Source organism: Polaromonas sp. P1_F4, assembly GCF_056405675.1.
This window is the reverse complement of sequence record NZ_JBFUBP010000001.1, coordinates 377026-389433: the sequence shown is the minus strand read 5'-3', so window position 1 is coordinate 389433 and position 12408 is coordinate 377026. Positions and strand designations below refer to the sequence as shown.

The following is a 12408-nucleotide window of genomic DNA, read 5'->3' as shown; positions in this document are numbered from 1 at the left end:
CTATGTATTCAATAGCAGCTACAGGCTGGAAATTTCAGCCGGCGTAATACAGCACCGCCACAAAATGGCAAGCGGTACCGGCCGCGACAAACAGATGCCACACAAAGTGGCCGTAGCGCAGCCGTGAATCGGTGGCGAAGAAGCCGACACCGAGCGTGTAAAAAAGCCCACCGGCCACCAGCCAGAAAAGTCCCCAGCCCGGAATGAGCTCCAGCATCGGCTTGATGGCGATCACGGCGATCCATCCCATGGCGAGGTAGAGGATGGTGGACAGCCGTGGCCAGCGCACGCCCGCGAAGGCCTTGACCGCCACACCAGCCAGCGCCATGGCCCAGACCAGGCCGAACAGCGTCCAGCCCCAGGGCCCGCGCAACACGCCGAGCGTGAACGGCGTGTAGGTGCCGGCAATCAGCAGGTAGATGGCGCCATGGTCCAGGACCTGGAACACCCGCTTGGCACGCATCGCCCGGATGGCGGGCAAGGCGTGGTACAGCATCGAGGTGAAATACAGCACCACCATGGTGGCGGCAAAAACGCAGACCGCCGCCACATCGAGCGCATCACCGTCGCGCGCACTGGCGATGACCAGGAAAGGCGCCGACACCAGCGCAGCGAGCAGCGCGAGACCGTGGCTCACGCTGTTGGCGATTTCCTCGCCCAGCGTCTGTTGCCGGTCTTGCGGCAACGCCACAGCGGCGGCTGTGGTCATCGTTTGAGCAATGCCTTCAGCACGTTCTGCACACGCCTGGCGTTGCCGGCGTCAAAGTCGGCGGCCAGCACCTGGGCGGTGTCTTCACCCCAGGTTTCAGCCGGCGCGGGCGCATTGCGTTTGGTCAGCAGCTGCAGCTGCAGCATGCGGCGCGCACTGATGTGCTCGGCAGGCGTGGGCAGCTCGGCGGCGATTTCCAGGCGCAGCAGCGCTTCGGATGCGTCTTTGCCCGACGGTGTGCTGACGGCCTGCACCCAGCGGTTGCGCACGGCCGGCGCCACGGCTTTGCCGAGGTCCTGCGCGCTCGGCAGTTGCGCGGGGTCGCGCTTTTCCCAAGCAGTGAGCAAGTGCGTCAGCACTTCACCGTGCGCCTGCATCGCGAGTTTCTTGAGCGCCTGGTTGGCGGCCTCAAAGGCTTCGCGCTGGGCACGGAAAGCGGCATCGCCCAGGCGTGGGCCGCGCTCTTCGAAGGCGGGGCGTGCGTTGCGGTCCCCACGGTCTCCCCGATCATTACCGCGCGAGCCACGGTCGTCACGGCCTTCGCGGTAAGGCTCAAACTTGTTGTCAGTGCTTTGGCGCGGGCCGCCGGGCTTGCTGCCCGGGCGCGAGTCCTTGCGGTCGCCAAACTTTCCGCCGCGCCCTGCGGCTGCCGGCTCGGGCTTCTTCATGCCCGGGCGGTCGTCGCCGCGCCGCGCCACCACCGGTTTGGGCGCAGGCTTGGGTGCGGGTGGCGGCTCGGCGGGCGGGCTGGCCGGCTCACCTGCTTCGGCAAATTCGGTGGCCGCTGCTTCTGCGGCAGCTTCCGTGGCAGCGGGCGCATCTGCTACGTTTTCTGTAGCTGCCTGCGCAGGTTCTGCTTGGGCTGCAGCCTCATTTTCCTTTGCAACGGGGGTAGCGTTGGTGTCAGCCAGTGCAGCTTCAACCGACGGCGCTGCCGGGGCGGCAACAGGTGCTGACGCCGGTGCGGGCACAGGCACTTGCCCGCGCACGATGGCTTCCAGCGCCTTGGCGGCCGCGTGGATTTTCTGCACGTCGCCACTGGCGGTGGCGGCTTCAACGGCCTTGGAGGCGTCCAGCACCATGCGGTCGTATTCGCCCAGCGCCGCGGCGGCTTTTTCGCGTTCGGCGGTCTTGCGCTGGAAGGCGTCGTCGATGGGTTTGCGGAAAGCGTCCCACATCTTCTGCTCTTGCTTGCGCTCGATCGGCACGGCCTGCGCTTCATGCTGCCAGCGCTGTTGCAGCGACTTGACGGCATCGATGCGCAGCATCGGCTCGGCGCCCAGCACATTGGCTTCTTCAATCATGGCCTTGCGGCGTGCAATGCTGTCGTGGCGCGCAGCGGTCAGCGGAGCGTCTGCGGCATCCATCGCGGCTTTCCACTGCGGCTGGATTTCGGCAAACGCCTTTTCACCCAGATGACCGGCCTCACGCCATTTTTCAACAAAGCCGTTCAGGCTGCGAATGTGGTGCTTCCAGTCGGTATTGTCCTTGTTGGCTTCGGCCCATGCCAGCACTTCATCAATCAGCAGCTTGCGTTCGGCCTTGACGGTTTCGCTTTGTTCTTTCACCTTCTCGAGCCAGGCTTCAACAACCTTGTGTGCTTCGTTGCAAGCGTCGTCAAAACGCTTCCACAGCGCGTGGTTGGGTGTGCCGCCCTGGTCACTGGTCTTCCACTGTTCGCGCATGGCGCGCAGGGCTTCCTGCTGCTTGCGCCCGCCCAGCGGCTTGGCCACCAGGGCTTCTGCTTTCACGACGAGCTCCTCGCGGATCTGGTCGGCGCGCCAGCGCTGCCAGCCTTCGAGTTCGCCGGCGGCCGTCAATGCGGCGTGCGCGGCGGCTTCGAGCTTGCTGTCGATGTTGCGGATATGTTCCTTGAGCGCATGGCGCAGGTCGGCCGCTACCTTGGGGGTGGACTTGCCATGGCCTTCACCGACTTCATGCTCAAGCCGTTTCAGCGCTTCCTGCACGATGGCGGAAGATTTTTCGCGCATGTCTTTGAGCACGGCCGGATCGATTTTGGCTTTGGGTGCACGTGCAGGCTGCTCACCCGCTGCAGGGGGCAGGCCACGCGCGGCGCGCAGCTCGTCGGCCCACACCGGCACGGCGGGCAGCGGCGCTGCCGTGTCTACAGCAGCCTTCTGGGCCTGCGCGAGCGCACCTTGAAAGGCCTCCCACACGGCCAGTAACTGCGCGCGAGATGCGTCGAGCAGCGGCGGGAATTTGGCGTCCACGCTGGCCCAGTTGGCGTCATGCGTGATGTCATCGGCCTGCGACTGCCAGTGCGTGACGTCGCCGCGCAGGGATTCGAGGGCGGCTTCGGCATCACGCCAGGGCTTGAGCGACAGCACTTCGGTGCGCTGGGCCAGCAGCACGGCGGCTTCGCGCTGCACCTGGGTGCGGTGCTGCAGGTCTTCAATCGTCTTGACGCGGTCGGCGAGCTGCACTTTCAAACCGGCCAGCGGTTCTTTGGACAGCGGCGCACCGGCCTTGGCGGCGTCACGCTGCCAGGCCAGGGCGTCGGCCAGGTTGAGCTTGGGCACGGCCAGCAGCGCCTGGGCTTTTTCGGCCCATTCGGCGGCCACGGCTTCCTGGCCCTTGCTGCGCTTGAGTTCGTCGAGCTTTTCTTTCAGCGGTTTGGCGGCGCCCTTGTCGCGGTTGGCCAGATCCTTGTAGACCTCGGCCATCTGCTCGGCGGTGGGCTCGGTGGCCAGCCAGGTGCGGATGCGCGCCGTGCGTTCACCGGATGTGGGCGCGGAAAAAGCGCCGCCGGTCAGGCCGTCCAGCGGATGGGCTTCAGCCTGCTTGGTGGTGGGCGTTTTCACGGCGGGGGTTTCAGGTTTGGAAGATTTAAACATGGGAACGCAAGGTCAAAAAAAAAGGTGCCGCCAAGCACAAGGTGCCCTCGGGAATGGAGGGCTTTGCAGGGTGACGGCAGGTGTTGGAGTGGATGGGGGGCCGCGCCGCGCAACCCCTGTTGCGCGCGTGAGCCCTGAAGCCCATAAAAGCTTTATCAATAAAGCACTGACGCTATTTTCGCTGTTTTTACGGCATCGCCAAATTCAGCTCCGCGCGCGGTGTCCATTTGGCCTCCGGCGGCACGGCTTTGGCTGCCCCCAGAAAGAGCCTTTCAGGCGGTAAATCGCGCGAAGCCAGGTAGTCTTTCACCGCCACGCCGCGCTGCACGGCGAGTTCGCGCATGGCATCGTCGTTCACTTTAATGTCGGCCAGCAGCAGCTTTTCCATTTCGGGCACGGGCAGGTCTTTGGCCAGGCCGACCAGGTTGCGCGGCTTGGGCATGTCGGCGCGTTTATAGACTTCCTTGAGCAAGGCCGGGTATTCGGCCGGGCTGATGCTCACCGCCGCTGTGGCGGTGCCGCCCTCTTTGGCCGTGGCGCGGCGCTTTTCAGCGCGCACCAGGGCGTCAAGCCGCTCGCGCTTGAAACCGTCGCGTTCGGCGTCGACGCTGCTGGTGCCCACCACGGTGAGCCTGAGCGATGGCCGGTCGGCCAGCGCCTTGGCCACTTTGTCGAGGCCGGCTTTGGCTTCCGGGCCCAGCTCTGCGCTGCCGGCCTGAAAACCCACGGTGCTGAGCTCTTCCCCGCCGCCGCCCAGCGCATTGGCCAGCAGGCTGAAAGGCGCGGTGATGGCCTTGACGATCACGTTGAGGATGACCTTGACGATGATGGGCCCGAGGCTGAATTGCGGGTCATTGAGCGAACCGCTGATGGGCAGGTCGATGTCGATCACACCGTTGCGGTCGGCCAGCAATGCCACGGCCAGCTTGACCGGCAGGCTGGCGGTGGAGCCTTCCACCTTGTCGCCAAAGCTGAGCTGGTTCAGGATGACCTTGTTGGTGGCGGTAAGCCGCCCGTCGGGTTGCACCACATAACCCACGTCGACACTGAGCTTGCCGCGGTTGATGCCGTAACCCGAGTACTTGACCGAATACGGCGACAGCGGCGGCAGCTCGAGGTCGCGCACCTTGCCCTTGATGTCGAGCGCCAGCGGCTTGGCCAGCGGGTTGAGCTTGCCCAGGATTTCGAGCGAAGCCGTGCCTTCGGCGCGTCCGCGCAGCTCCAGGTCGGCCATGTTGGGCACGGTGGCCGTGGTACCCGGCACCGTGGGCGCCACCGATGAAAAGGCGCTGAGCTTGCCGGTCAGGTCGCTCAGGTCGGCCGAATAGTTGGGTTTGACGAAGCGGTCGGAGAACAACACCTTGCCGTTGATGAGGCTGATCGGGCCGAAGTTGACGATAGGCGGCGGCGACCCAGCCGCGGCTGCAGGCGCCACGGGGCTGACCGGTGCTGCCGACACGAATTTTGAGCCTTTTGAGCTGCTGGAGCTCAATGGCTGTGCGCCAGCAGCTATCGTTTCTGTAGCAGATGAAGCTTGCGGTGAAGATGGCGCCGATGATGGCGAAAGGGCCAGGGTGGCCGTTCCGCCAGCTGCACTGGCGGCCACGGCGTCCTTGCCCGGCTTCACCAGGTTCTGCAAATTGATGCGGCCATCGGGCAGGATGATCACGCGCGCAAAGAAGTCGGTGAGCACGGTTTCCCGCACATCCACCCGGGTCGACTTGGCCGGGTCCAGTGCCACATTCAGGCCGCGCAGGTTCAGGGCCTTCCACGCCAGCAGGTCTTCGCTGGGCGCCAGCGTGTTGGCGCGGAACTCTTCCAGCGACACATCACCGGCCACCTGCGCCTGCGGGCCGGCCGGTGTCTGCCGGTAAGCCACGCGCCCCTTGAAGCTGGCATCTGCGCGCAGCAGTTCGATGTTGAGCACATCGGCAAGGTAGGGCTCGAAGGCCTGTACCGGCAGCCTGTCGACCACCAGCCGGCCCTGCGCCTGCACCGGACTCAAGCCGAGATTGCCGTTGAAGTCGACCTTGCCGGGTTCAAACCGGCCGGTGGCCAGGCGCAGCGAGGCGGTCAGCGGCATGGGTTTGGCAGCTTGCGCTTTGGCGTCCGGCCTGTCGTCCAGCACCAGCCCGCCCAGCTGGGCTTTGGCGGCTGTCACTTCAAACACCACCGGCTTGCTGCCCGACTGGTCGGAAAACGACATCGCGCCGCCGTCGAGCTGCACATCGGCAATGGCGACGGCCCATGAAGGCGCCGCCGCGCGTGTTGCGGCGTCGGTAGGGGGCGGCGCCGGCGTTGCGGTGCCCGGGCTCGCCATCCAGCGCTGGTACATCCAGCGCTTGTCGGTGTCGCGGTCGACTTTGGCTTTGGGCTGGTCCAGCTGCATTTTGGCGGCCTTGAAGGACTGGCCTGTCACGTCGATGTCAACCTGCGCAAGCTCGACACGCTTGACGGACACCAGCGACACCTTGCCCTGCGCCAGCAGGATGTCGCTGACAGCCAGCTGCGGGGCCGTGACCTGCAGTTGCTGCGGCTTGTCACCGCTGGGCGCCTGCCAGTTCACGCCGAGCTGGGCGTCGAGCTGCCCGTTCAATGCCGGCAACAGGAACTGGCCGACGTATTTGGCAGCCATGCCCAGCGGCCAGGCGGCCACGGTGGCCGTAGCCTGGGCGGCCTGGTCGGTGGCTGTGCCGCTAAAGGTGAGCAGCGCCGGTGTTGCAATCGCTTGCGCAGTGGATGCCGCAGATGAGGCCGATGTTTTGGCCGGTTGTTTGGCGCCGGTTTTTGCCGGCGCGGGTGCCGGCGCTATGGCTGCTGGCTCCAGTCCCAGCGAACCATTGAACCGCAGGGGCGCGTTAGCCGCAAAAGGCATGGCGATGCCGGAGGCATCGAGCGTCAGCCCAGCCAGGCGGATGTCAGCGGGTGAGGCCAGTGATTCGTCCAGCCAGTTCACACGCCCGGCACGCACCGCCACGCGGGCCACCTGCACTTTCCAGGGTGCGGACGAAGGCGTGGTTTTAGTTGAAGGTGCAGACGCCGCAGACGCCGCAGACGCCGGGGCACCAGCTGAAGCTGCACCGGCAGGTGCCTGGGCTTGAATATCGGAAGAGTTTTGGCCTGTAGCCCTTTCTGGCTGTGCGCCACCAGCTCCTTTTTTAATAGCATCCGGCGCAGGCGACAGCAGATTCAGCCGCCCTGCCCGGTCCCGGGCGAGGGACAACGTGGGGGCCGTGAGCTCCACCGCAGACAGTTTGACGAACTGCTCCAGCGGGCGCACGTCGTCCATCGTGATCTGCAGGCGCTCAAAGGCCAGCAAGTCGGCGCGGGCCGGTGGCTGGGCTTCGCCGTCTGCAGCGCGCTTGCCGGATGCACCGGGTTTTGCAGCCCGCGCCGGCGCCACAGCCGGCGACTGCCCGACCGTTTGCGCAGCCAGCACACGAACCTTTTCCGCCGTCACGGTTCCGGAAATTCGCACCACCGTGGCGGGTGTCTGCTCAAACGCGACTTTGGCGTCGGCATGCAGCACCGCGCTTTGCAGCCTGACGGGCAGGCTCGCCGGCCAGTAGGCCAGGTAAGGGTTCAGGTCAAAACCGCGCAGCGTGAAGGTGGCGTCGGTTTTGTGGGTCTGGGCAAAGGGCGTGCCTTCGGCAGCGGTGTCAAAGCTGCTGCCATTGAGCTTGAAGGCCAGGTGCGGCGAGGTTTTGACCTCACGCTGCGATTTGAGGTTGCTCAGGAACGGAACCGACAGGCCCAGCTCCCGCAGTTCATGGGTCTTGCCGACGGACTGGTCGGTGAAGTCCATGCGCCCGCCGCTGACGACGATGTTGTAGACCGCGAACTTCGGCGGGTCGCCGGCAGGGGCATCTGCGGGTGTTTTGAAGCGCTCCAGGATGTCGTCGATGTCGTAACGGCCCTCACCTTGATGGGTAAGAAACGCGATGGGTTCGTCCACCTGAACAGCGTCGGCCACTGGGGCGAGGCGAAGCAGGGACTCCAGCTCTGCATCTATATATAGGCGCTTGACGGAAAACTGGGGCGTTGCCTGGGGAGAAGCTGCCGAAGCGCCACCCACAGGGCCAGCACGGGCGATGGCCAGGTCGCGAAGAGTCAGTTCGAGCGACCAGGGCTTGAAGTCGACCTCGCCCACGGTGACCTGGCGGCCCAGCTTTTCAGAAGCAATCTTCTCCAGTTGCGATTTGAGGAGGGGCGGTACAGCCGCATAAGCCAGCGCCCACAACACCAGCAAACTGCCCACCGCCCAGGCCGCGCGGCGCTGCCAGAGCTGCGACCGGCCCACGGCGGCAGCCCTGGCCGGCAGTGTTTTTCCGATTTCCCGCCAATTGGTCTCGCGCCAGTTGAATTCCTGCCATTTGTTCTTCAAATCTTTGATTGCCATAGGCGTCGAGTTTTTAGCGCCGGGGCCGCCAGGTCAATGATTTATTTGAAAAAGACGGTCAACCGAAGGGCATTGAGGCCTGTGAAAAGCGCGCCCCCAAAAGAAAAAACCCCGGGCAGTTAGACCGACCGGGGTTGACGGCGGGCGTTTATGCTCATGCCGTCGGGGTTCCGCAAAGAAGAGAGTTATCGTCTCCAGTGCGATGAAAGCAAGTGATTGCTTCCAGATTTTCCGGGGTTGGTTACCCGGTTGATGCGTGAGTGAACACGCAATTGCAGGTTAAACCCCTGCCGTCCCGCAAGCAAGACCATCTTTTCAATCACAGCGCAGGATGTGATTGCCGCTGCCTTTTTGTGTGCTCCCAGGCAACCCAGGCCGGCCGCAGGCGCCGATCCGGCGACTACATGCAACATGGAAAACGGCCTACAACCGCAGCCGCGAAAGGCTGATCGCGCTTTTTAGAGGCAAAACTTAACTTAGAGCTCCATCTCAAATAAAGCCCGTAAACACCTTGATTCAGGCCGGTTTTGCCGGAAATCAAGGTTTTTATTTGACTTTTTGATATAAAGAATTGATTTGTTATTATTGACAGGTTATTAACCAACCCCATAGAATCCCGCCAGTCCCACGAATCCTAGGGACAACCCGAACCCGCTGCCCAATTCCTCAAAGAAGCCGGCAACGTCAAACAAGGGTCAACACCCACAAGGCTTGCCTTGGTTTGATGGCGACCCAATCAAAGCCTGCCTGGCCCCCAAAGGGCCTGCAAGCGTAGAAAGGAGTGCTATGACAGCGCTAGGACAATTCGGCCTTAACCTGAATGTCAACGCACACATGAAGAATGTGCGAAGCAGTGTTTCAAACATTGTTGACGACATCTCCCAAGGCTTTTTCGAGATTACCCACAACAGTTTCGCCCTTCTGGGCCTGGCGGTCGTGTTTGCGGTGATCACCCTGACTGCCCGCCCCGACTTGCGTCAGGCCGGTGAATTCAAGCTCATGACCTGGCTGCAGCAGCGCCAGGAGGCTGCCATCGGTTTTACCGAGCCGGCCGCCATTGAGCGCGCCACGGCATCCAACCCGAAAGACCTGCCAGCCCAACAGGCGGCAGTGGCCTATTGGCTGAGCAAGAAGTACGGCGTCGCGCCCGAGCCGCTGAGCGTGCTGGTGGCCGAGGCCTTCGAGATCGGGCAGAAAGCCAAGCTCGACCCCACCCTGATCCTGGCCATCATGGCGATCGAGTCCGGTTTCAACCCGTTCGCGCAGAGCCCGGTCGGCGCCCAGGGCCTGATGCAGGTCATGACCAAGGTGCACCACGACAAGTACGACAACTTCGGCGGCAAGCTGGCGGCGTTTGACCCGGTGACCAACCTGCGCGTAGGCGTCAAGGTGCTGCAGGAATGCATCGCCCGCGCCGGCTCTGTCGAGGGCGGCCTCAAATACTATGTGGGCGCAGCCAACATGGACGACGACGGCGGTTACGCCGGCAAGGTGATGGGCGAACATGCCCGCCTGCTGGCCGTGGTGGCGTCTGCCTCCAAGCGCGGTGCGCCCTCGCCTTTCTTTACCACACCCGGTGGCACGTCGCGCCCGGTACCGGCCTCCCTGCCGGCCACACCCGACGCTGAAGGCAAGACGCCTGACAAGGTGGCGCTGCTGAACCAGTCCTGATTCGGCCGCTTTGTGGGGGCCTTTTCACCCCATGCACTGCCAAAAAGCCGGGCCGCTGCCAGCGCCCCGGCTTTTTGCTTTTCGGGCTGCAGGTGAAGAACCCCGGAGGCGGCAGGTTTTGGTCGCGCTCAGTTACACTAGCGAGGTGCGCGACTGGCGATAGGCTCAAGGTTTTCGCAACCATTGGAGCTGACGTGGGACACCACTGGGAAGCGCACCGCTGAAAGCCGTTGGGCCGAAGCGTTCAGCCGTTCGCCTGGGCAGCCCTTGTTTCAATAGCAGGGACCACGTCTTTAAGGACTGCCATGTACCACCGCAACATCCTGGTCGAACAAACCGATCCCGAAATCTTCGCCGCCATCCAGGCTGAAAACGCCCGGCAAGAGCACCACATCGAGCTGATTGCCAGCGAAAACTACGCCTCGCCCGCCGTCATGGCCGCGCAGGGCTCGCAGCTCACCAACAAATACGCCGAAGGCTACCCCGGCCGCCGCTACTACGGCGGCTGCGAGCACGTTGACGTGGCGGAGCAGCTGGCCATCGACCGCATCAAAACCATCTTCGGCGCCGAGGCCGCCAACGTGCAGCCGCATTGCGGTGCTTCAGCCAATGAGGCCGTGTTTCTGGCTTTCCTCAAGCCCGGCGACACCATCATGGGCATGAGCCTGGCCGAAGGCGGCCACCTGACGCACGGCATGGCCCTGAATATGAGCGGCAAGTGGTTCAACGTCGTCTCTTACGGCCTCAACGACAAGGAAGAGATCGACTACGACGCGATGGAGCGCAAGGCCCACGAGACCAAGCCCAAGCTGATCATCGCAGGCGCTTCCGCTTACAGCCTGCGCATTGATTTTGAGCGCTTCGCCAAGGTGGCCAAGGCCGTTGGCGCGATCTTCATGGTCGACATCGCCCACTACGCCGGCCTGGTGGCTGCGGGCGTGTACCCCAACCCGGTGCCGCATGCCGACATCGTGACGTCGACTACACACAAGAGCCTGCGCGGCCCGCGCGGCGGCATCATCCTGATGAAGGCCGAGCACGAAAAAGCCATCAACAGCGCCATCTTCCCCGGCCTGCAGGGCGGCCCGCTGATGCACGTGATCGCCGCCAAGGCCGTGGCCTTCAAGGAAGCCATGGCGCCCGAGTTCAAGGCCTACCAGCAGCAGGTCGTGAAGAACGCGCAGATTGTGGCCGACACCCTGACCCAGCGCGGCCTGCGCATCGTCAGCGGCCGCACCGAGAGCCACGTCATGCTGGTCGACCTGCGCGCCAAGGGCATCACAGGCAAGGAAGCCGAAGCCGTGCTGGGCAGCGCCCACATGACGATCAACAAGAACGCCATCCCGAACGATCCGGAAAAGCCGATGGTCACCAGCGGCGTGCGCATCGGCACCCCGGCCATGACGACCCGCGGCTTCAAGGACGAAGAAGCCCGCGCCACGGCCAACCTGATCGCCGACGTGCTCGACAACCCGCGCGACGCGGCCAACATTGAAGCGGTGCGAGCCAAGGTCCACGCCCTGACCAGCCGTTTCCCGGTCTACCGCTGATCATGACGGACAGCGCAGGCACTATGATTTTGATAGCTGCTTGCGCTCGTCCTGATTGGGCTGGAGGCCAATTTATACCTTCAAATTCGGGCTACCTCTCATGAAATGCCCGTTCTGCGGCCACCTTGAAACCCAGGTCGTGGAAACGCGGGTGGGCGAAGACGCCGAATTCATACGCCGCCGCCGCCAGTGCGGTGCGTGTGAAAAGCGCTTCACAACCTATGAGCGGCCCGATGTCACCTTCCCGTCTATCGTCAAGAAGGACGGCAGGCGCATCGAGTACAAGCGCAGCAAAGTCCTGGCGTCCCTGAACCTGGCGCTGCGCAAGCGGCCCGTCAGCACCGAGCAGGTCGATTCGGCGGTTGAACGCATCGAGGAAAAGCTCCTGAGCCTGGGGCTGCGCGAAGTGCCGTCCAACCGCATCGGCGAGCTCGTCATGCGTGAACTCCGCAAGCTCGACAAGGTCGCCTATGTCCGCTTTGCGAGCGTCTACCGCAGCTTTGAGGATATTGACGAGTTCAAGACGCTGGTGGACGAGGTCCGGCGCTAAGGGAAAACCCTGGCGCCGACAGGTGGCGCACTGGTCGCGATGGGCGGCAGCGTTCTTTGTGTAGGGCTTGCTTACACTGCGTAAATGAGTCTTCACACATTGCGCACTGATCGCCTTCAAAAGGGTTTCACGTTGATCGAACTATTGATCACCGTGACCGTTCTGGGCGTTTTAATGGCCGTGGCGCTGCCAAACCTGAGGTCGTTCATTGTTAGCAACCGGCTGTCCTCCAACGTCAACGGATTTGTAGGGCTGATTAACTACGCTCGCAGTGAAGCCCTTGTACGGAATCAATCGGTGATCATTTGCCCAAAAAGTAACGGCGCCAATACCTGTGCCTCTTCCCAACTCTGGAATGAATACGAAATCCAGGTGTTCGTGGACGTAGATGGTAGCGATACCCGAAACGCCGGTGACATCCTGCTCAAAACCGTACCTGCGATGGATGTAAATGGGATCGAAACTGCTTTCGTCAGGCCCGCAGGTGTTGGAAACATCAAGTTTGGCGCGGTGGGTATGTCGCAAACTGCTCACCGTTTCGATATCCACGCCGTGGCGGCATCAGACACCGAATACGAATTCAAGTATGGAAGATCTGTTTGCATAAGCAAGCCAGGACGCGTCCGGGTTATCCCATTTTCCGCCAACCAATGTGATGCATTTTGACCATGACC

7 protein-coding genes and 1 riboswitch are annotated in these 12408 nt (G+C 63.1%); of the genes, 4 read left to right on the top strand and 3 right to left on the bottom strand.

What is annotated here, in order from left to right; translation table 11 throughout:
• Positions 1–34: 34 nt before the first annotated feature.
• From trhA to AC1DYQ_RS01870, 3 genes are all read right to left on the bottom strand, one after another.
• Positions 35–709, bottom strand: coding sequence for a PAQR family membrane homeostasis protein TrhA (trhA, locus tag AC1DYQ_RS01880; RefSeq protein ID WP_477685332.1), 675 nt, complete (start codon positions 707–709; stop codon positions 35–37).
• Complete coding sequence (locus tag AC1DYQ_RS01875; RefSeq protein WP_477685331.1) at positions 706–3564, bottom strand: DUF349 domain-containing protein; 2859 nt, start codon at positions 3562–3564, stop codon at positions 706–708. Before AC1DYQ_RS01875 ends, trhA begins: the two co-directional genes overlap by 4 nt.
• A 187-nt stretch (positions 3565–3751) precedes the next feature.
• On the bottom strand, positions 3752–7963 hold the full coding sequence (locus AC1DYQ_RS01870; protein WP_477685330.1) for a DUF748 domain-containing protein: 4212 nt from the start codon (positions 7961–7963) through the stop codon (positions 3752–3754).
• 786 nt (positions 7964–8749) lie between these two features.
• Between AC1DYQ_RS01870 and AC1DYQ_RS01865 the strand changes: the two genes are divergently transcribed.
• The 4 genes from AC1DYQ_RS01865 (at position 8750) to AC1DYQ_RS01850 (ending at position 12400) form a co-directional block, all read left to right on the top strand.
• Positions 8750–9634, top strand: coding sequence for a lytic transglycosylase domain-containing protein (locus AC1DYQ_RS01865; RefSeq protein WP_477685329.1), 885 nt, complete (start codon positions 8750–8752; stop codon positions 9632–9634).
• Positions 9635–9773: 139 nt separating this feature from the next.
• Positions 9774–9903, top strand: a riboswitch (ZMP/ZTP riboswitch).
• A 36-nt stretch (positions 9904–9939) separates the two neighbouring features.
• Entirely contained in the window at positions 9940–11184 is a 1245-nt protein-coding gene (glyA, locus tag AC1DYQ_RS01860; RefSeq protein ID WP_477685328.1) for a serine hydroxymethyltransferase, read from the top strand.
• A 100-nt stretch (positions 11185–11284) separates the two neighbouring features.
• Positions 11285–11734, top strand: coding sequence for a transcriptional regulator NrdR (gene nrdR / locus AC1DYQ_RS01855; RefSeq protein ID WP_457280253.1), 450 nt, complete (start codon positions 11285–11287; stop codon positions 11732–11734).
• An 84-nt stretch (positions 11735–11818) separates the two neighbouring features.
• Positions 11819–12400, top strand: a complete 582-nt coding sequence (locus AC1DYQ_RS01850) for a GspH/FimT family pseudopilin (RefSeq protein WP_477685327.1) — start codon at positions 11819–11821, stop codon at positions 12398–12400.
• The last annotated feature ends 8 nt before the right edge of the window (positions 12401–12408 follow it).

Bases quoted from the DNA above. Each gene is read 5' to 3' on its own strand.
- AC1DYQ_RS01875 (WP_477685331.1), bottom strand. From the start codon at position 3,564: ATGTTTAAATCTTCCAAACCTGAAACCCCCGCCGTGAAAACGCCCACC.
- AC1DYQ_RS01865 (WP_477685329.1), top strand. From the start codon at position 8,750: ATGACAGCGCTAGGACAATTCGGCCTTAACCTGAATGTCAACGCACAC.
- nrdR (WP_457280253.1), top strand. From the start codon at position 11,285: ATGAAATGCCCGTTCTGCGGCCACCTTGAAACCCAGGTCGTGGAAACG.
- glyA (WP_477685328.1), top strand. From the start codon at position 9,940: ATGTACCACCGCAACATCCTGGTCGAACAAACCGATCCCGAAATCTTC.
- trhA (WP_477685332.1), bottom strand. From the start codon at position 709: ATGACCACAGCCGCCGCTGTGGCGTTGCCGCAAGACCGGCAACAGACG.
- AC1DYQ_RS01870 (WP_477685330.1), bottom strand. From the start codon at position 7,963: ATGGCAATCAAAGATTTGAAGAACAAATGGCAGGAATTCAACTGGCGC.
- AC1DYQ_RS01850 (WP_477685327.1), top strand. From the start codon at position 11,819: ATGAGTCTTCACACATTGCGCACTGATCGCCTTCAAAAGGGTTTCACG.